Below are 21,470 nucleotides of genomic sequence, written 5' to 3' on the forward strand. Positions count from 1 at the left end.
GTGGCTATTAAAATATACAGGAACTGTGTTGTACTATTCCTTTATCATATGCACATCTCTCTGTGGAAATGGTACTTCTATACCTACTTCATTGAATTTGTTGTTAATCGCTTCCAGGTTATCCCAGTAGACAGGCCATACATTATCAGTTGCTGTCCAGCATCGAATAGTTAAGTCCAGCGAGCTATCGCCAAAATTGATAAATTTCACCACTGGTTCAGGATCAGCATTAATGCGTTCATCCTGCTTCAAAACTGCCAGCACTGTGCTTCTTACTTTTGTCAGGTCTGAGCCATAAGCTACACCAACTTTCATTTCCACCCTTCTGGTATCTTTTGCGGTTACGTTAATCACATTAGAGTTGGCTAGAGCGCCATTAGGCATTACTACCAATCTATTATCGAAAGTTCTGAGGTGGGTGTGGAGTATGTCGATTTTTTCCACTGTCCCCATTTGTCCTTGTGCCTCAATGATGCTATCAACTTTAAAAGGTTTAAAGATGAGGATAAGAATACCCCCGGCAAAATTGGATAAGCTGCCTTGCAAAGCCAGACCGATAGCCAAACCTGCGGCTCCTAAAATACCTAGTAAAGCTGCGATTTCTACATTCAAACTTTGCAGAATTACCAATACCAGTCCGATGTACAGCACAAAGCGTGTGAAGCTGGAAAGGAAGCTGGTAAGGGAGGCTTCTATGTCCCATTTCACGAACAACTTTTTGATACCTTTCATTAGGTAGCTGATGATGAGTCTACCGACAATGAATATCAGCACCACTTTAATAAGCGATAGGCCTATTTCAATGCCGTAGCTTTGTATTTTGTCTAATAGTTGTGGATCAAGGTTTTCAAACATAATTAATGACAAATTTTTGGTTTAAGTTAAGGAACGAAGTTTAGGAGGGTTCAGGATTTCTCCCATTCAAGTTTCCTGAGAAATCAAATAAAAAAGGCCAAACAATTGTTTGGCCTTTTTAAGTATTTTTAAAGCTATTGCTTAGTGAGCGTTGCCTAAATATTTCTCGAAAGGTACGTGTGGTAAATCAAATGCTTCAGCAACAGCATCGTATACTACATCTCCTTTAATGATATTTAAACCTAAAGCTAAGTCTCTGTTATCCTGACAAGCCTTTACCCAACCTTTGTTAGCTAACTGTATAGCAAAAGGGAGAGTTGCATTGGTAAGTGCCAGGGTAGAAGTGTAAGGCACAGCACCCGGCATATTGGCTACGCAATAATGCAATACATCATCAATAATGTAAGTAGGATCTTGGTGCGTAGTAGGCTTACAGGTTTCAATACATCCTCCTTGATCTACGGCAACATCTACTAATACAGTACCAGGACGCATGTCTTTCAACATATCTCTGGTAATCAGATGAGGCGCTTTAGCACCTGGTATCAATACAGCACCTACAATTAAATCGTGTGTGCTAATTAATTCTCTAATATTGTATTCATTTGACATGAAAGTATTCACGTTGGCAGGCATAATGTCATCAAGGTATCTTAAACGCTGAAGGTTTAAATCCATAATGGTAACATCAGCACCCATACCGGCTGCCATTTTAGCTGCATTAGTACCAACAACTCCGCCACCAAGAATTAACACCTTGGCAGGACGAACACCTGGTACACCACCTAACAAAATACCACGACCTTTTAAAGGCTTCTCTAAATATTTTGCACCTTCTTGAATTGACATTCTTCCTGCCACCTCTGACATTGGTACCAAAAGAGGAAGAGATTTATCAGGACGCTCAACAGTTTCATAAGCTAGGCAAACCGATTTGTTGTCAATCATTGCACGGGTAAGAGGCTCATAAGAAGCAAAATGGAAATAGGTAAATACCAACTGATCTTCTCTAATCAATTTATACTCAGGCTCAATAGGCTCTTTCACCTTCATAATCATTTCAGCCTTCGCATAAACACTTTCAATATCAGGCAAAATTTGAGCACCGGCCTCTACATATTCTTCATCCATGAAGCCACTACCTTCTCCGGCAGTAGTTTGTATATATACTTCATGACCATGCTTCGAAAGCTCTTGAGCTCCACCTGGGGTAAGTGCGACACGATTTTCGTTGTTTTTAATCTCCTTTGGTACACCAATAATCATAATGCAGTCTTTTTAATTTTCGGCAAATATAAAGAAGTAAGTATTAATTAAAGGTTTTGTTTTGACTTTTTTCGGTTAACATTTTTACCCTTTTGTCTGTTATTTTTTATGTTCTTCACTTATTCTTATTGAAGAAATAAAATTCCGTGAAAATACATTTATTCAAAATAAAACATCTATTTAATGTATTTTAAAAGATTAATATCGAAATAATCGACTTAAAACAGAAGAAAGTTGGATTTGAATAGCTCACGTTTTTAATTAAATTTGTTGGGCTTGCGAAAGCAGCAAGCGGTTTTTGTACTAAAAAGGAGGTCCGTTTATGGCAACTACTAAAAAAGCGAAGAGTAAAGCTAAAACTATAAATACTGAAGAAATTCTTAACGATTATAAACTAGGATGGGAGAGCCGTCATGCTAGTTTAATGGGTAGGAAAGAAGTGTTCATGGGCAAGGCTAAATTTGGCATTTTTGGAGATGGAAAAGAATTAGCGCAGCTAGCAATGGCCAAAGCTTTTAAAGCTGGCGATTTCAGATCAGGTTATTATCGTGATCAAACTTTTATGTTTGCCATTGGTGAACTTACAGTACAACAATATTTCGCACAGTTATACGCGCACGCAAACGTTGAGGCTGATCCTGCTTCTGCCGGTAGGTTGATGAATGGACACTTCGCTACAAGAATGCTTGATGAAGCCGGTCAATATGTAGAGCTTTCAAAAAGTAAAAATAGCACGGCTGATGTTTCTCCTACAGCAGCGCAAATGCCACGATTATTAGGACTTGCTTTTGCCTCTAAGCTATTCAGAAATAATGATGCCTTACAAGAAGAAGAATTTCAGAAATATTCAATAAAAGGAAATGAAGTAGCTTTTGGTACCATAGGGAATGCCTCAACAAGTGAGGGTATGTTTTATGAAACCATCAATGCTGCCGGGGTTTTACAAGTACCAATGCTTATCTCAGTTTGGGATGATGCCTATGGTATTTCTGTACCGCAGGAATACCATACCACCAAAGGAAGCATATCTGAGGTGCTGGCTGGTTTCCAAAGAGATAAAAATAAGGATGGTTATGAAATTTTTGTAGTGAAAGGGTGGGACTATAATGCCTTGCTTGATACCTATAAAAAGGCGTCCGAAGTTTCAAGAAATGAGCATGTGCCAACCATGGTGCATGTTGTAGAAATGACGCAACCTCAAGGCCATTCAACCAGTGGTTCTCATGAGCGCTATAAATCAAAAGAGAGATTAGAATGGGAAGCAGAGTATGATTGTCTTCTCCAATTCAGAAAATACATTTTATCAGAAGGTATTGCTAAAGAAGCTGAGCTCGATGAAATAGAAGAGAATGCTAAAAAGAATGCCAAAGAGGCCAAAGATGCAGCATGGAAGGCATTCATTGGTGAAATTAAGGATGAGCAACAAGAATCCCTTGACTTGCTTAAAGCCTTTCAGGAAGAATCATCAAATCCTGATGCAATAGCAGAAATTATTAAGGAGCTAAAGGCTGAAATGAATCCTTTAAAGCTGCATACTATTAAAGCGGCTAAAAAAGCTTTAAGATATGATAGAGGAAGTGAGCTTGATAGTAGAAACAAATTAAAGAGTTGGTTGCAAGCCTCTATGCAAGAGCATGAGGATGAATACAGCTCACATTTATATAGTCAATCCGATAAGGCTGCCCTAAATGTTGACGTTGTGCCTGTTGTCTATGATGAGGATGCTGATAAAGTTGATGGCAGAGAAGTGCTACAAGCATGTTTTGATGCAGCCCTTACCCGCGACCCGCGTGTTTTTGCCCTTGGTGAAGATGTAGGTAAAATTGGAGATGTGAATCAGGCATTTGCAGGGCTTCAGGAAAAATATGGCGAAATACGTGTAATGGATACAGGTATTCGTGAAACTACTATTATTGGGCAAGGCATTGGTGCTGCACTACGCGGGTTGAGACCAATTGCTGAGATTCAATATTTGGATTATTTACTGTATGCTTTACAGACTTTATCGGATGATTTGGCTTGTTTGCAATACAGAACCAGAGGAGGACAAAAAGCTCCACTTATTATAAGAACGAGAGGACATAGATTAGAAGGGGTTTGGCACTCAGGCTCACCAATGGGCATGATTCTACATAGCCTTAGAGGTATTAACGTGCTGGTTCCTAGAAATATGACGCAGGCGGCTGGCTTTTACAATACAATGCTTCAATCAGACGAACCCGCATTAATAATAGAGTGCTTAAATGGTTACCGACTTAAAGAAAGTATGCCGTCAAACATTGGTGAATTCACCGTGCCTTTAGGTCAACCAGAAACGATAAGAGAGGGTGATGATATAACAGTGGTGACTTATGGCTCCATGTGCCGAGTTGTTGGTGAAGCCGCCAGACAATTAGAGGAAGTAGGAGTATCTGTTGAAATAATTGATGTACAAACCTTATTACCTTTTGATGTTGATCATCAAATAGTTGAATCGGTGAAGAAAACCAATAAGATAGTGTTTGCTGATGAAGATGTGCCTGGTGGAGCCTCTGCATTTATGATGCAGAAAGTACTGGAAGAGCAGAAAGCCTATCGTTATTTAGATGCACAGCCTTTGACTATAAGTTCCAAAGAACATAGGCCGGCTTATGGTTCTGATGGTGATTATTTCTCCAAACCAAATCCGGAAGTGATATTTGAAAAGTTATATGGAATGATGCATGAGTATGCACCGGATAATTTTCCTGAAATTTAAGAAAGAAAAGCCCTCAAGTTGAGGGCTTTTTTGTTATAAACTCGGTTAGTTTCCATTAAAATGGCCTTTTTACTATTTATAATTATTCTAAATTGACCTGTATTTGTAACCAAATAATAATAGTAAAGGGCTTATATACAGTTTATTATAGTTCAACTCTTGCATTCCTAGGCAAAGTACTGCAAATTGTGCTGAAAATGTATTTGAAATAAAAAGCGCGGGTAGTAGATTTGTACCGTCTTAAAAATTAGTGTTCTTAAATGCTAAATGAACAATTAAATATGTCCTTAAAAACGTATATCACTCGCTTATCTCTCATAGCATTCCTTTTGGTGAATATCCTTTCCTTGACTTCTATCAATTCAGCATACAGTCAAGCTGCGGAATTACCTACTGAAGAGGCAGCCATTTCTGAGGGTCAGACTCTATTCAAAAATAACTGTATGCAGTGCCATGCAGTGCATGAAGTAGTGGTTGGCCCTGCATTGAAAAATGTTTACGAAAGAAGAGAAATCCCTTGGTTAATTAATTTTATTAAGAATTCACAAAAGGTTATTGCCAGTGGTGATGAGTACGCGGTGAATTTATACAATGAGTATGGTAAAGCAGTGATGCCTGCTCACGACTTCTTAGAGGATAAGCAAATACTTAACATATTAGGTTACATCAAACAGCAGACTGATAATCCACCAGTTGAGGAAACTGCTACAACTGCTGGAGGCGAAGGAGCTCCTGCTGGCGGAGGCGGAATACCTCAGGAATATCTTTACTTAATCATTGCTGGTTTTGTAATAGTGTTAGTATTGATCTTGGTAGTATTATCAATGATTATTACGGTGCTTACAAAGTTTGTGAACAATAAAGAGGATTTAGAGGAGGCTGATAAGGAATATGTTAACCAGACATTTAACCTTAATAAGTTTGTAAGAAGTAATGGATTCTTATTTTTCATCATCTTCCTTTTTACAATCATAGTTGTTAAAAATGTGGTAGACGGTCTTTACACTGTAGGTGTTCAGCAAGGTTATCAGCCAACTCAGCCAATTGCATTCTCTCACGAATTGCATGCCGGTCAATATGAGATTGAGTGTCAGTATTGTCACACAGGCGTAATGATTTCAAAGAGTGCAAACATACCTTCTGCTAACATCTGTATGAACTGTCACTCAGCAATTAAGACAGAGTCAAAGCAAATTGCTAAAATATATGCGGCTATTGATTACGATCCTGAAACAGGAGAGTATGGCGATAATACGAAGCCGATTGAGTGGATCAGGGTACATAACTTGCCTGATTTGGCTTATTTCAATCACTCACAACACGTGAATGTAGGGCAGATTGAGTGTCAGACATGTCACGGACCTATAGAGGAAATGGCTGTTGTAAAACAGTGGAATACCTTAACAATGGGCTGGTGTATCAATTGTCATAGAGAAACACAAGTTCAAACAAAAGGAAATGATTACTATAATGACTTGGTGAAAGCACATGATGGTGGCGAACTAAAAGTAGTTGACATCGGTGGTTTAGAGTGTTCTAAATGTCATTATTAATTTAAAACTAATTTACTTCATTAATCATAGATATGAGTAATCAGCAAAAAACATATTGGAAAGGCACAGAGCAATTAACAAATGAACCTTCATTTGTTGCAAATGCTGAAAAAGAATTTCCAGAGTATTTACCTATAAATGAGGATAAGGAAGCCAAAAATGGTAGCACTTCAAGAAGAGATTTCTTGAAGATGATGGGTTTTGGTGTAGCAGCAGCTTCTTTAGCCGCTTGTGAAGCACCCGTTAGAAAAGCCATTCCTTATTTAAATAAACCTGTTTCTGTTGATCCGGGTATTGCTAATTATTATGCTTCAACCTATACGGAAGGTGGAAACTACGCTAGTATTGTAGTTAAAACCAGAGAAGGTAGGCCTATCAAAATAGAAGGTAATAAAATGTCTTCTATCACTCAAGGTGGTGTGAATGCTCAGGTGGAAGCTTCAGTACTTTCTTTATATGATCAGGAGAGACTAAAAGGTCCTTTGAAAAATGGAGTAAGTGCAAACTGGGCTGATATAGACAAAGAAATAATGGATCAGCTTAACGCCATTAGTGCAGCAGGTGGATCTATCAAAATAATATCTTCTACAATCAATAGCCCTTCTACTCTAAAGGCTATCGAAGATTTCTCTAATAAATTCGGAAACACTGAGCACATCATGTATGATGCTATTTCAGCTCACGGATTATTAGAAGCTAATAAAGAGATGTTTGGTGTTAGAGGTATTCCTTCTTACGACTTCAGTAAGGCGGAAGCTATTGTTAGTATCAACAATGATTTCTTAGGTACTTGGATTTCTCCAATCGAACATACTAAACAATATAGTAAAACGAGAAAGGTTTCTGATAAGAAGAAGAAAATGTCTCGTCATTATCAGTTTGAGACTAACTTATCTTTGACTGGTTCTAATGCTGATTATAGAACACCAATTAAACCAAGTCAGGAAGGTTTGGTTGTGGCGGCTCTATATAACGAAGTAGCTAAAATGACTGGCAATGCTGGTATCAGTGCTTCAAAAGTAAATGTAGCCAATGTAAGCAAAGCAGCTAAAGATTTAGTAGCAGCTAAAGGTAAATCATTGGTAGTGGCTGGTTCAAATGATAAAGACATCCAATTATTGGTTAATGGAATCAATAATATGTTGGGCAACTACGGTACTACACTTGATTTAGGTAAGCATGTACACTACAGAAAAGGTGACGAAGCAGCTTTTAATAAGTTTATGTCTGATGCGAAAGCAGGTAGCGTAGATGCAGTAATTGTATATAATGCTAACCCTGTTTATCATTCATCAAAAGGTGCTGAGCTTGCAAAGGCATTGAAAAATGTTAAGTTGACTGTTTCTACATCTGACAGAAAGGATGAAACGGCAAATGCAGTTACATACGTAGTACCTGATCATCATTTCCTTGAATCATGGAATGATGCCATGCCTAAAGATGGTGAGTTAAGTTTGGCGCAGCCTACCATTTCACCATTGTTTAAAACAAGACAAGCACAAGAGTCATTCTTAAAGTGGAGTGGTAATAACACTTCATATTATGACTATTTAAGAAATAACTGGCAAAGCAGTTTCTACGCCAGCCAGGAGCCTACTTTTGATATCTTTTGGGATAGAACATTATTCAATGGTGTTTTAACTATGAAGAAAGAATCAGCCGGAGTTTCAGCTCAGTCAGTTGATTTTTCAGGAGTAGCAAATAGAATTAACAGTAACTACAAAGCCAATAATTCAGGTTTGGAAGTTGCTTTCTATCAAAAGGTTTCAATTGGTGATGGTAGCCAGGCTAACAACCCTTGGTTACAGGAATTACCAGATCCGATTTCAAAAGCAGCTTGGGATAACTATGCTACCATTTCGCAGAAAATGGCCAATGAGCTTGGGATCAAAGTTGTTGAAGGAAAAACCTCATTAATTACTTTAGAAATTGATGGTAAGTCAATGGAAGTTCCGGCATTGGTTCAACCAGGGCAGGCAATTGGTACCATCGGTTTAGCAGTAGGTTATGGTCGTCAAATGGCTGGTAAAGTAGGAAACGGCATCGGTTTCGATGTGTATCCTTACATCGGTACGTTGAACGGATCACAGTCAATGGCTAAAACTTCAAAAGTGAATGTTGCAGGAGTTGCTGGTGATTATCAGTTAGCTCAAACTCAAACGCAGCAGACTTTCATGGGTAGAGAAACAGTTATCCAGGAGACACTTCTTTCTGAATACAAGAAGAAGAACTGGAAGCGTGATTTCCAACCTCATGTTGAAACGAGCAAAGGTGCTGTATCTCCATCTAAATTAACACTTTGGAATGGTCATAAATACAATAATCACCATTGGGGATTAGCAATCGATCTTAACTCTTGTACTGGTTGTGCTGCTTGTACAGTAGCATGTCAGTCAGAGAATAATATCCCTGTAGTTGGTAAGCAAGAAGTTATCAACAGAAGAGATATGCAGTGGATGCGTGTTGATAGATACTATAGCTCACAAAAAGGTGCTGAATCTTATGCTGAGTTAGAAGAAGCGGCAGAGAATCCTGAAGTTACATTCCAGCCGATGATGTGTCAGCATTGTAATAATGCACCGTGTGAAACTGTTTGTCCTGTTGCAGCTACAACACATAGCTCTGAAGGACTTAATCAAATGACTTATAACAGATGTGTGGGTACAAGATATTGTGCGAACAACTGTCCATATAAAGTAAGAAGATTTAACTGGTTTAAATACCATGACAATAGCAAGTTCGATAAGAACTCAGCTATGAATAATACATTAGGTAAAATGGTATTGAACCCTGATGTTACCGTACGTTCTCGTGGGGTAATGGAGAAATGTTCAATGTGTATCCAGAGAATTCAGGCTGGTAAGTTGAAGGCTAAGAAGGAGAAGAGAGAGCTTGAAGATAAAGATGTTAATACAGCATGTGCTACGGCTTGTCCTTCAGATGCGATCATCTTCGGAGATTTGAATAATCCTAATTCAAATATTTCTAAATACTTAGAATTGAAGCAACATGATGAGGAGCCTATTAAAGAGGTGAATAATGAAAGAGCTTACCATGTATTGGAAGAGCTTAGAGTTGCGCCAAATGTTTGGTACATGACTAAGGTTAGAAATAAAGATAAAGAAAGTAACGAGGCTTAATTATTTAATTGATATAATATGGAAGTCACTTCACCAGTAAGAGAAGTATTAGTAACTGGAAATAAAAGCTACCACGATGTTTCGCATGACATATGCAGGCATGTGGAAGCCAAACCAAATCCGAAATGGATGGCTGCAATGGCCATATCATTAGGAGCCCTTTTCACAGGTGGTTATGCACTGGCTATCACTCTTTGGGATGGTATCGGTGTTTGGGGTCTTAATAAAACTGTCGGTTGGGCATGGGATATTACCAACTTCGTATGGTGGGTTGGTATTGGTCACGCAGGAACACTGATTTCTGCCGTACTATTATTATTCCGTCAGAAGTGGAGAACGTCAATTAACAGAGCTGCAGAGGCGATGACTATCTTCGCTGTAATCTGTGCCTTGTTATTCCCTTTAATACACACAGGTAGACCTTGGTTGAGTTTTTATTGGTTCGTTCCAATACCAAATACATGGGGTTCATTATGGGTTAACTTCCATTCTCCTCTACTTTGGGATTTCTTTGCGATATCAACTTACTTCTCTGTATCGCTTGTATTCTGGTATATCGGTTTGATCCCTGATTTCGCCACTATTAGAGACAGGGCACAAAATAAAATTTCAAGAGCTATTTATGGAGCACTAAGCTTTGGCTGGGATGGAGCTGCTAAAACGTGGCAGAGATACGAAACCGTTTCTCTGGTATTAGCAGGTTTAGCTACTCCACTTGTACTTTCTGTACACACCATTGTATCTTTTGACTTTGCCACTTCAGTAATACCTGGTTGGCATACAACAATCTTCCCGCCATACTTCGTGGCAGGTGCGATCTTCTCTGGATTTGCCATGGTATTAACGTTAATGTTAATAACAAGAAAGGTTTATAAGTTAGAAGACTATATCACCATCAATCACATTGAGCTCATGAACATCATTATTATGATTACAGGTTCAATTGTGGGTGTTGCTTATATTACTGAGCTTTTCATGGCTTGGTATTCAGGTGTGCAGTATGAGCAATATGCTTTCTTAAACAGAGCTACAGGACCTTACTGGTGGGCATATGCATCAATGATGACATGTAACGTAATATCACCACAGCTTTTCTGGTTCAAGAAGATCCGAACAAGTTTATGGGCTACTTTCGCACTCTCAATAGTTGTGAATATAGGTATGTGGTTTGAGCGTTTCGTAATTATCGTTACCTCATTGCATAGAGATTATGTACCATCAAGTTGGGCAATGTTCCACCCAACAATTTATGATATGGGTATCTACCTATTCAGTTTCGGTTTATTCTTTACTTTATTCTTCTCATTCGCTAAGTTCTTCCCAGTGATTAACATGGCCGAGGTGAAATCAGTATTGAAATCTAGTTCAGGTGAAATTGCTAATAAGAAATAACAATGGAAAGCGGTAAAAACTACGTATACGGTGTTTTTGATCAGGAAGAAGCTTTGTTAAGCGCTGTTCAAAAAGTACGAGAAAGCGATGTGAAAATTGATGAGTGCTATACGCCTTATCCAGTTCACGGTTTAGATGACGCTTTAGGTTATAAAAGATCAAGAATATCTGTAGCTGCATTTATGTTTGGCTTAACAGGTACCATTTTGGCCTTTACCATGATGATTTATATGATGGGGATTGACTGGCCAATGATTATTGGTGGTAAAGATCATATCGCAATTCCATCTTTTGTACCCGTAGGTTTTGAGGTAACAGTACTATTAGCTGCATTTGGAATGGTAGGTACTTTCTTTGTAATCAGTAACCTGAAGCCTTACGGAAAACCAAAAACTTTTGATATCAGAAGTACTGATGATAAACACATTATGGCTATTGATTTAGCCAATAATAAAAAGAGTGTTGCAGAGCTTAACGAGATTCTAAAAAGCTCAGGTGCTTCAGAAGTAAATGAAAAGAAATTTTAAGTTGAAATCATTTAAGATGTTGAAAACTACTTATAAAATCCTCTCTATCCCTGCTATTATCCTAGTGTTAGGTTCATGTGGGGCTGGAAAAGACGATACGGGAACAGAGTATGCTCCAAATATGTACCATGCCGTTTCATATGAGCCATTAATCCAAATAACTGAGAAGGATGCTGGTGCATGGGTATCATCAGATGATGATGAATATGGTGAGTATTATAGCTCTAATCCAAACAATCCTCATTCAATGAACATGAGAGTTCCTGCAGAGAATACAGTGGCTCGTTCAGAAAATGGCATGTTACCTTACAGATTACCTGCTGATAGTTTAGAGTTGGCTGCGAAGATTCTTAAGAATCCATTTCCGGCTAACGAACAAATAATTGAAGAAGGTAAAGTGCTGTATACGAAATATTGTACACACTGCCACGGTGAAAAAGGTGGTGGTTCAATGGATGAAACGGCAAAAGTAGGAGGGGTATTCAAAGGTGTACCAGCTTACAATGTTGGCCGGGTGGCAGAAGTATCTGGTGGTCATATATTTCATGTAATCACGCATGGAAAAGGAAGAATGGGATCCCATGCTTCACAGGTACAACAAGCGGACAGATGGAAAATCGTTCGTTATGTACAAACCTTACAAAATCAAGAATAATAGAAACAGTTTTAAGATAATTTATCATGGCTGAAGAAAAATTTGAATTTACCTCGAAAGCGAAAAGAACCCTTTCTATTGTAGCGATTGTAGGTGTTGTATTATTAGGATTAGGAACATACTTTGCAAGTAATTCAGGACATCATGAAGGTGGTGAACATGCTGAAGAAATGCATGATGGCGCTATCATGGCACAAGATGCTGAGGGTGCTCACGTAACAGAAGACGCTGATCAGGATCATTTTGAGGGTCCTGCACATGCGGAAGAGGCTCATGCCGAAGATGGACATGGTGAAGGCCATGGCGAGCATGCAGGAAACCCTAGCTGGCTTAAGAGAATTTATGCCAGTTTATGGATTAACAACATGTATTTTGTTGGGTTGGCACTTCTGGGAGTCTTCTTTGTAGCTATTCAATATGTATCACAAGCTGGTTGGTCTGCTGCCTTAATCAGAATACCAATGTCTTTCAGTAGTTGGTTACCAATTGGTGGTGTACTTACACTTATTATTTTCTTGGTAGGTGGTCACGATATTTTTCATTGGACTCATGAGTATTTATACGATACATCGAGTCCAATGTATGATCCTATTATTGCTGGTAAAGAGGGTTATTTGAATACACCTTTCTTTATAGGTAGAATGGTAGTTTACTTTGTAGTATGGTATTTAATGTTCCGTTGGATTCGTTCAAAATCTTTAGAGGAAGATATGAATGGCGGTACTGCCTATTTCAAAAAATTGAGAAATATATCAGCAGGTTTCATTGTATTCTTTGCTGTTACTTCTTCTACATCAGCTTGGGATTGGATACTTTCAATTGATACACACTGGTTCTCAACCATGTTTGGATGGTATGTATTTGCTAGCTGGTGGGTTACTGCTTTAGCGGCTATTACCTTAGTAACAGTGCTATTAAAAGAAGCGGGTTACTTGAAAGTGGTGAATACAGGTGTACTGCATGACTTAGGGAAATTTGTTTTTGCATTCTCTATTTTCTGGACTTATATCTGGTTCTCTCAGTTCATGTTGATCTATTATTCTAACATTCCTGAGGAAACAGTTTACTTCATAGAAAGAATGACAAGTGATCATTACAGCATTGTGTTCTTTGTTAATCTGATACTAAACTTTTTCTTTCCATTCTTGGTTTTCATGCCAAGAGATTCAAAACGTCATACAGTGTTCTTAAAGATTGTAACAATAGTGGTTTTAATCGGTCACTGGTTCGATTTTTACTTAATGGTTACACCTGGCGTAATGAAGGAAGATGGTGGTTTCGGATTCTTAGAAATAGGGATGGCGATGCTGTTTGGAGTAGCCTTCTTATTTGTGGCGTTGAGAAGCCTTGCTAAGTTGCCATTGGTCGCTAAGAATCACCCAATGTTGGAAGAAGCAAAGCATCATCACGTATTTTAAATTAATATTTAATAGAAAATTATATGTTCAATTTAGCTATTGGTTTAGGTGTAGTTCTTTTATTGGCTATTCTATTTCTAATATTTAGAATTTCATCTTTAATAGGTGTAGCCAAAGGAAACTCCAAGAAAGTTGCCACTGGATCAAACAGATTTAATGGAGCCTTCTTCATGGTATTCCTTATTGGCGCTGGTATATTATTCTTTTGGTATTCATTTAAGGAATACAATAATTATCAGTTACCAGTTGCTTCAGCACATGGATCAGAATATGAATTCATGTTTTGGTTAACAATGGGAGTAACAGGAGTTGTATTTATACTTACTCAAATCTTACTGTTTTACTTTGCCTGGAAATACCAGTATAAGTCTGATTCAAAGGCTTTATTCTATCCTGAAAATAACAAACTGGAAGTAGCATGGACATTTATTCCGGCAGTTGTGCTTGCGGTTTTGGTTTTTACTGGATGGAGAGTGTGGTCTGACATTACTTCTCCGGCACCAGAAAATACCAATAACATTGAAATTATGGGTTATCAGTTTGCATGGGATGTACGTTACCCTGGTCTTGATGGTGAGTTAGGTAATTATGATTACATGAAAATTGATGCGGTTAATTCTTTTGGAATTGATTTCACAGATAAGGCAGCATATGATGATTTCACTTACAGGGAAATGGTAATTCCAAAGGGAGAACCGGTTACATTTAATATTAGAGCAAAGGATGTACTACACAGTGTTTTTGCTCCTCATTTCAGATTGAAAATGGATGCTGTACCAGGTATGCCAACTTCTTTTACTTTCACAGCTACTAAAACAACTGAAGAAATGAGAGAAGAATTGAATGATCCTGAATTTAATTATGAGATAGCATGTACTGAAGTATGTGGTAAAGGTCACTTTTCTATGAAAAAGAATCTGGTTGTATTGGAGCCGGAAGCGTATAGAGAGTGGTATAAGGAACAGGAGTCATTCTTAAAGAGAAACCCTGATTACCTATCAGAAGTGCCTTCAGAATTAAAAGAGATGGCACTTTTAAAAACAGGAATTGATAACAACGAGTTAGCGAAATAAATAACTAAAAATAAAAGTTATGTCAACAGCGGCAGCAGAAGTAAAAATAGGTCAGGATACTCATCACGATGAGCATCACGATCACGAGCAAAGCTTTATATCAAAATATATTTTCACTACCGATCATAAAATGATTGGTAAGCAGTTCTTAATAACTGGTATTCTTTGGGGATTAATTGGTGTAGGTATGTCTGTTATATTCAGACTCCAGCTAGGTTTCCCGGAAATGCAACTTGAGTGGTTACGTCCTTTATTAGGCGGATGGATTACAGAAGCAGGAAAATTGGATGCTGAATTTTACTTGGCACTAGTTACTATGCATGGTACTATTATGGTATTCTTTGTGTTGACTGCTGGTTTAAGTGGTACATTCAGTAATTACCTAATTCCATTGCAGATTGGTGCCCGAGATATGGCATCGGGATTCATGAATATGTTATCATACTGGTTCTTTTTCTTGTCTAGTGTGGTAATGATGTCTTCAATCTTTATTGAGACAGGTCCTGCTGCTGGTGGTTGGGTTGTATATCCACCATTAAGTGCTTTACCACAGGCTATTCAAGGTTCTCAATTAGGTATGACCTTGTGGCTTGTTGCCATGGTGTTCTTTATCGTATCTATGTTATTAGGAGGTATTAACTATATTACTACCGTTATTAACTTAAGAACGCAGGGAATGTCATTCACTAGATTGCCTTTAACAATCTGGGCATTCTTTTTAACTGCTGTAATTGGACTTTTATCTTTCCCTGTATTATTTGCTGCTGCTTTATTATTAGTTTTTGATAGAAGTTTTGGAACATCATTCTACTTATCAGAAATCTATATTGGTGGTGAGGCTTTACCTAATATGGGTGGTAGTCCGATACTTTACCAGCATTTATTCTGGTTCTTAGGTCACCCTGAAGTATATATTGTATTGTTACCAGCCTTGGGTATTACTTCTGAAATTATCGCAACTAATTCTAGAAAGCCAATATTTGGTTATAGAGCGATGATCGGTTCTATGTTAGGAATTACAGTACTGTCATTCGTTGTCTGGGCTCACCATATGTTTGTGTCAGGATTAAACCCTTTCTTAGGATCTGTATTCATGTTCTTAACTTTAATTATTGCAATTCCTTCTGCTGTTAAAGTATTTAACTACCTGACTACACTTTGGAAAGGTAATATCATATTTACTCCTGCCACTTTGTTCTCAATTGGTTTGGTGTCTTTCTTTATCTCAGGTGGTCTAACAGGTATCTTCCTTGGTAACTCGGTTATCGATATCCAATTACACGATACTTACTTCGTAGTAGCTCACTTTCACCTAGTAATGGGTAGTTTATCAATATTTGGGTTATTAGCTGGTGTTTATCACTGGTTCCCTAAGATGTTTGGTAGAATGATGGATGAGAAACTAGGATATATTCACTTCTGGTTCACCTTCATTGGTGTTTACATGATATTCTTCCCAATGCATTATATTGGTATTGCAGGTTTCCCAAGAAGATATTATTCATGGACTAATTTTGATGCCTTTAGCTCTTATACGGACTTAAATATGTTTGTAAGTATTGCAGCTATTGTTACTGTAACAGCTCAGTTTATATTCCTTTTTAACTTCTTCTATAGCATGTTTAGAGGTAGAAAAGCACCTCAAAACCCTTGGAGATCTAACACATTAGAATGGACTGCGCCAATTGAGCCTGGACACGGAAACTGGCCTGGTGAAATTCCTACGGTTTACAGATGGCCTTACGATTATAGTAAGCCAGGTGCCGAAGAGGATTTTATTCCACAGCATATTCCATTATCTGAAACACCTGAATCTAACTTGCCACATGAGCAAGAGCTTGCTAAGAAGGAAGTAGTAAGCAAAAAAGATAATGCAGGAGCAGAGGCCTAATTCTAAATATTTAGTAAGCAGCTATTATCGTAAACTAACCACAGTTACGGTAATAGCTGTTTTCCTTTTAATACTTGCCGGAGGTATTGTAAGAAGCACTGGGTCAGGTATGGGTTGTCCAGACTGGCCAAAATGTTTTGGAAACTGGGTACCACCAACAAGTGTTACAGAGTTACCATCCGATTATCAGCAATTTTATTCTAACTACAGACATGAGAAGAATGTCAGGTTTGCTAAATACCTAGATTTGTTTGGCTATGGTGAAATAGGGCAGATGATTCTAGCTGATGAAAGTATCAGAGAAGAAGCTGAGTTTAATGCCTCCAAGACCTGGACAGAATATATCAATAGATTGATTGGTGTAGTGGTCGGTTTTTTAATTGTACTATTGTTAGTGGGCTCATTTAAATATGTAAAATCAAAGCGCGTAATCTTTTGGTTAGCTTTAGTGAGTTTCATAACTGTGCTAATTCAAGGTTGGCTAGGCTCAGTAGTAGTGTCAACAAACCTATTGCAATGGCTGATTACATTGCACATGATTTTAGCACTTGTAATAGTATGCTTATTAATTGCGCTTTATTATTATAGCCATCAGAAATCAGTAGTAGTCGCTACAGTAAATAGAAGAGGAACAATTAGTGCTTTGCTTATAGTAGGTATTGCTTTACTATTAATCCAAATTGTATTTGGGACGCAGGTGAGAGAATCATTAGATATTGTTGCTGAGCAATTAGGAAACTCACAGAGAGATAATTGGATAGACAATTTAGGCCTTATATTCATAGTGCACAGATCGTTCTCATTACTACTTTTAGCTATTTCAATTCTGTTATTTTATTTTCTGCGGAAAGCGAACTCAGAATCAAATCTATTGGTTGGTTATACGAAAATCTTAGTAACCTTATTTATAGTTGAAATATTAAGTGGAGCAATAATGGCATATTTTGCTATTCCTTTTTGGATTCAACCCTTACATTTGTTGCTCGGAACGCTCCTTATAGGTTGGCAGTTTTATATGTTATTATTAGTGACAAATATTAAACGTAGAGTTAAAGAAAATGTCTATGCAGTATCATAAAGCGCATAGTTTAGATAATAATATAGCTTTCAATGTTAAGTTGAAAGCTATTTGGACTATGTTAAAGCCAAGGCTAAGTTTTTTAGTAGCTTTTAGTTCTGCCTTTGGTTATGTTTTAGGTTTTAGTGGTAGTACCATTGATTGGATGGTATTGACTATGCTTTCATTAGGAGGGTTTTTTGTATCTGGTTCTGCTGTTACAATTAATCAAATTCTTGAGGTATCCTATGATAAACTAATGGACAGGACCAAGAATAGACCGCTACCTACCAATGTGCTTTCAAAAAATGACGCAATATATATTGCGGCAATTTCAGGAATGGGAGGCTTGTCGCTACTTTATATTTATACAAATCCTGCTACTGTTATTCTATCGTTAGCTTCACTTATTCTATATAGTTTTGTTTACACACCTCTGAAAAGAGTGGGCCCGATTGCCGTTTTTGTAGGAGCAATTCCAGGTGCTTTACCTCCATTATTGGGGTGGGTAGCAGCTACTAATAGTTTCGGAATAGAGGCTTGGATCATCTTTGGTATTCAGTTTATTTGGCAATTTCCACATTTTTGGGCCATAGCGTGGGTGGCTGATGAAGATTATAAGAAAGCTGGATTTAAATTACTTCCTTCAGGAGGAAAGAAAGATTTAAACACTGCTATACAGATAATGATTTATACATTATTCCTTATACCTCTGGGGCTTTTGCCAAGTCAATTTGGGATAACCGGAATACACTCTGCTTTTGTTGTGACCATTTGCGGTGTGTTATTTTTGAGTCAGACATTCTACTTAATGAAAGAATGTACAAAGGAAGCAGCTTTGAAAATTATGTTTGGCTCCTTTCTTTATTTACCAATAGTTCAAATCGCTTATTTACTTGATAAATTATAAAATGGATAAGTCAATTAATTTAAAACAGAGAATGGCTCAGTCCAATACTAAAACCTTGTCGATGCATCCTTTAAAGTTTGCATTGTGGTTATTTATAGTGAGCATAGTGATGATATTTGCCGCTTTAACTAGTGCCTATATAGTTAGACAGGCCGAAGGAGACTGGCTTATTTATGATTTACCCGTAAGCTTTTTACGCAATACTATTTTACTTGTGCTCAGTAGTATAAGCATGCAATTGGCTTACAGAGCAGCTAAAAAAGACAATTTTAAGAGTTTAAAGGTCTATATGGTGATTACCGCTGTATTTGCTATATCGTTCTTGGTGGGTCAATATTTATCTTGGGGTGATCTTGTAGCCATCGATGTTTATTTTGTTGGTAATCCTGCTGGGTCATTTCTATATGTCCTTACAGGTATGCATGCTTTTCACCTTATAACAGGGGTGATTTTTATTTTAATTATGTTATTTTCGGCTTTTAAATTTAATGTACATTCTAAAAATATGGTCAAAATGGAAATGTGTACTACATATTGGCATTTTTTAGATGGACTTTGGCTATATTTATATATATTTTTGTTACTAAATCATTAATCAAAATCGAACGCTAAATTTATGGCAACTACTGCTACTATTGATTCGGCTAAAAATGCATGGAAAGGGGGAATAGCTCCCATGAAAGCAAGTTATGGAAAGCTAATGATGTGGTTTTTCCTATTATCAGATGCTTTTTCATTTTCAGCCCTCCTAATTACTTACGGTTTAATACGTTACGCACATCCGGCATATGCAGGTGCAGTTGAAGACTTTACTTTCAGCCAAGAATATTGGCCAATACCAGAAAAGGTATTTGAAGCAGTTCCATTCTTACATGGTGTTCACGCTCCACTAGTATTTGTGGGAATTATGACATTTATTCTAATTCTTAGTAGTGTAACTATGGTGCTTGCAGTAGAGGCTGGCCATAGAATGGATAGAAAAAATGTTATTAAATGGATGCTTTGGACAATCATTGGTGGTTTAACATTTTTAGCTTGTCAGGCTTGGGAATGGAGTCACTTTATCCATGGTGCAATGTCAGGTGATGCAGTAGCTGAAGGAACTTCTTTCTTTGGGGCAAACCTAACTCAAAACCAATATGGTCCACCACTTTTTGCTGATCTCTTTTTCTTTATAACAGGCTTCCATGGCTTCCACGTATTTAGTGGTGTTGTTATAAACTTTATCATTTTCTTTAATGTGGTAGTAGGTACTTACGATAAAAGAGGTCATTATGAAATGGTAGAGAAAACTGGTCTTTATTGGCACTTTGTAGACCTTGTTTGGGTATTCGTATTTACACTTTTTTACTTGATTTAAATATTCTAAAGATATGCAAAACGAAGAAACTAATAACGTACAGGTACAGCCTGTAGATAAGGAGAAGATCAATAAGATTTGGAGAGTTGCGGGTATTTTAGGAGCAGTGACTTTAGTTGAATTTATCTTTGCTTTTACAATGCCAAGAGGAGTATTGCTTACAAGTATTTTCTTTGGTTTAACAATTGTTAAAGCTTTTTATATAGTTGCTGAGTTCATGCACTTAAAGCATGAGCAGAAATCATTGATCTGGTCAATCTTAATTCCGTTAATTTTGATTATGTGGCTTATAGTAGCACTTATGGTTGAAGGAGAAGCAATTTTCACTACCAGATTCGGCTACTAATTATAAACAAATTTTAAAGTTAAAATCAGGTCTTTAGGACCTGATTTTTTTATGTATGGGTAGTAAGAAGTTTTTTATATTATTAATCACTATAAGCTTTCCTGTTTTGCTCTACCTTTTTTTAAGGTTTTATGGGCAGAATGAGTATGACCTTCCTTATTTTTTTAAGGATAATGTAGAAGGCTGCGCTACTTCATATGCTAATAATAGGGGTTCATATAATTTCTTAAACTACTCGAACGGTGATTCAATTAATCTGGCAGATATATTTGATGATCAGCTCAACTTGATTTTATTTCCAGATTTTAGTAGGGATAATCAGCCACTAAAAAATGAGCTTAATAGAACTTTAATAGCTTTAAAAAACAAGGTAGATATTAATGTGCATGCATTTAATAATTATGATTCAATTCAACAACCTCAAGAATTGTCATTAACAAACTACCAAATTGCTAATTATAGTATCTTATATACCACAGCTTCTGATTTAAAAGATTGTATTTTTGTTTTACCCACTCCATCATACAAGGGAACTCATCCCAGCGAGGAAATAATTAATACATCTGAAACACTTGTACTGCTTGATGATTCATTGAATATACGAGGCTATTATAATGCCTTTGAAACAAAAGATGTAGACAGGTTGATTCTAGAAGTGAATGTGCTATTAAGTAATAGATAATGGAAAATACCAAACAACAATTAGACTCTAAAAAATCCTATAAAACCTTAATATGGGTGCTTTCAATTGCAATTCCTGCGGTGGTTGCCGTTTTGTTGTATCTCCCCCAAAAATTAGAAATAGGTAGTTGGGTTTACTTGCTCCCGGATTTAAATGCTGTTTTAAATTCAGCGACAGCTTTGGCTCTTCTCTTAGGTTTCTATTTTATTAAACAAAAAAATATTAAAGCCCACAGGTTGATGATGTCAACCGCTTTCACAATGGGAAGTATTTTTCTGGTGTCCTATGTCCTTTACCACTCTTCAGCTGATTCTACAGTCTTTGGTGATATCAATGGAGACGGCATTCTACAAGATTCAGAAATGGAGTCTATCGGCAGTTGGATAAGACAGCTTTATGTAGTCATATTATTATCACATATATTGTTAGCAGCTGTTGTGGTGCCTTTTGTTCTGTTTGCCATGTATTTCGCACTGACTAATAAAATTGAGAAACATAAAAAAGTGGTGAAATGGACTTTCCCTATATGGCTCTATGTTTCAATTACCGGGGTGATAGTTTACTTAATGATTAGTCCATACTATCTCCATTGAAAGGGAACTTTAGGT

Annotated in this window: 18 protein-coding genes; 16 read left to right on the forward strand and 2 right to left on the reverse strand. The window is 37.2% G+C overall.

Annotated elements, in window-relative coordinates:
* Positions 1 to 33: 33 nt before the first annotated feature.
* Positions 34 to 855 (reverse strand): mechanosensitive ion channel family protein, encoded by an 822-nt coding sequence (locus tag JKP34_RS08655; protein ID WP_201919818.1) that lies wholly within the window; start codon positions 853 to 855, stop codon positions 34 to 36.
* Between the two features lie 141 nt (positions 856 to 996).
* Complete coding sequence (gene ald, locus JKP34_RS08660; protein WP_201919820.1) at positions 997 to 2,121, reverse strand: alanine dehydrogenase; 1,125 nt, start codon at positions 2,119 to 2,121, stop codon at positions 997 to 999.
* A gap of 322 nt (positions 2,122 to 2,443) precedes the next feature.
* Between ald and JKP34_RS08665 the strand changes: the two genes are divergently transcribed.
* The 16 genes from JKP34_RS08665 (at position 2,444) to JKP34_RS08740 (ending at position 21,455) form a co-directional block, all read left to right on the forward strand.
* Positions 2,444 to 4,858, forward strand: coding sequence for an alpha-ketoacid dehydrogenase subunit alpha/beta (locus JKP34_RS08665; RefSeq protein ID WP_201919822.1), 2,415 nt, complete (start codon positions 2,444 to 2,446; stop codon positions 4,856 to 4,858).
* 281 nt (positions 4,859 to 5,139) lie between these two features.
* Complete coding sequence (locus JKP34_RS08670) at positions 5,140 to 6,411, forward strand: c-type cytochrome (protein ID WP_201919824.1); 1,272 nt, start codon at positions 5,140 to 5,142, stop codon at positions 6,409 to 6,411.
* A gap of 32 nt (positions 6,412 to 6,443) precedes the next feature.
* Positions 6,444 to 9,551 (forward strand): TAT-variant-translocated molybdopterin oxidoreductase, encoded by a 3,108-nt coding sequence (locus JKP34_RS08675; protein WP_201919826.1) that lies wholly within the window; start codon positions 6,444 to 6,446, stop codon positions 9,549 to 9,551.
* Positions 9,552 to 9,569: 18 nt separating this feature from the next.
* A complete protein-coding gene (nrfD, locus tag JKP34_RS08680; RefSeq protein WP_201919828.1) occupies positions 9,570 to 10,943 on the forward strand; it encodes an NrfD/PsrC family molybdoenzyme membrane anchor subunit in 1,374 nt (457 codons plus the stop codon).
* A gap of 2 nt (positions 10,944 to 10,945) precedes the next feature.
* Positions 10,946 to 11,470, forward strand: coding sequence for a DUF3341 domain-containing protein (locus JKP34_RS08685; RefSeq protein WP_201919830.1), 525 nt, complete (start codon positions 10,946 to 10,948; stop codon positions 11,468 to 11,470).
* A gap of 16 nt (positions 11,471 to 11,486) precedes the next feature.
* Complete coding sequence (locus JKP34_RS08690) at positions 11,487 to 12,125, forward strand: c-type cytochrome (RefSeq protein WP_201919831.1); 639 nt, start codon at positions 11,487 to 11,489, stop codon at positions 12,123 to 12,125.
* Between the two features lie 26 nt (positions 12,126 to 12,151).
* A complete protein-coding gene (locus JKP34_RS08695) occupies positions 12,152 to 13,543 on the forward strand; it encodes a quinol:cytochrome C oxidoreductase (protein ID WP_201919833.1) in 1,392 nt (463 codons plus the stop codon).
* Between the two features lie 23 nt (positions 13,544 to 13,566).
* The gene (locus JKP34_RS08700) at positions 13,567 to 14,616 is read left to right on the forward strand and encodes a cytochrome c oxidase subunit II (protein ID WP_201919835.1); all 1,050 of its coding nucleotides are present in this window, start codon (positions 13,567 to 13,569) and stop codon (positions 14,614 to 14,616) included.
* Between the two features lie 19 nt (positions 14,617 to 14,635).
* Positions 14,636 to 16,507 (forward strand): cytochrome c oxidase subunit I, encoded by a 1,872-nt coding sequence (locus JKP34_RS08705; RefSeq protein WP_201919837.1) that lies wholly within the window; start codon positions 14,636 to 14,638, stop codon positions 16,505 to 16,507.
* The gene (locus JKP34_RS08710) at positions 16,488 to 17,585 is read left to right on the forward strand and encodes a COX15/CtaA family protein (protein ID WP_201919839.1); all 1,098 of its coding nucleotides are present in this window, start codon (positions 16,488 to 16,490) and stop codon (positions 17,583 to 17,585) included. Before JKP34_RS08705 ends, JKP34_RS08710 begins: the two co-directional genes overlap by 20 nt.
* A complete protein-coding gene (gene cyoE / locus JKP34_RS08715) occupies positions 17,572 to 18,474 on the forward strand; it encodes a heme o synthase (RefSeq protein ID WP_201919841.1) in 903 nt (300 codons plus the stop codon). Before JKP34_RS08710 ends, cyoE begins: the two co-directional genes overlap by 14 nt.
* Before the next feature lies 1 nt (position 18,475).
* A complete protein-coding gene (locus JKP34_RS08720) occupies positions 18,476 to 19,069 on the forward strand; it encodes a cytochrome c oxidase subunit 3 (RefSeq protein ID WP_201919843.1) in 594 nt (197 codons plus the stop codon).
* A 21-nt stretch (positions 19,070 to 19,090) separates the two neighbouring features.
* The gene (locus JKP34_RS08725; RefSeq protein ID WP_201919845.1) at positions 19,091 to 19,834 is read left to right on the forward strand and encodes a cytochrome c oxidase subunit 3; all 744 of its coding nucleotides are present in this window, start codon (positions 19,091 to 19,093) and stop codon (positions 19,832 to 19,834) included.
* Positions 19,835 to 19,847: 13 nt separating this feature from the next.
* A complete protein-coding gene (locus tag JKP34_RS08730) occupies positions 19,848 to 20,180 on the forward strand; it encodes a cytochrome C oxidase subunit IV family protein (protein ID WP_201919848.1) in 333 nt (110 codons plus the stop codon).
* 106 nt (positions 20,181 to 20,286) lie between these two features.
* Positions 20,287 to 20,862, forward strand: a complete 576-nt coding sequence (locus JKP34_RS08735) for a hypothetical protein (protein ID WP_201919850.1) — start codon at positions 20,287 to 20,289, stop codon at positions 20,860 to 20,862.
* Positions 20,862 to 21,455, forward strand: coding sequence for a DUF420 domain-containing protein (locus tag JKP34_RS08740; RefSeq protein ID WP_201919853.1), 594 nt, complete (start codon positions 20,862 to 20,864; stop codon positions 21,453 to 21,455). Before JKP34_RS08735 ends, JKP34_RS08740 begins: the two co-directional genes overlap by 1 nt.
* The last annotated feature ends 15 nt before the right edge of the window (positions 21,456 to 21,470 follow it).

The sequence above is a fragment of the Marivirga atlantica genome, assembly GCF_016734805.1.
Lineage (GTDB): Bacteria > Bacteroidota > Bacteroidia > Cytophagales > Cyclobacteriaceae > Marivirga > Marivirga atlantica.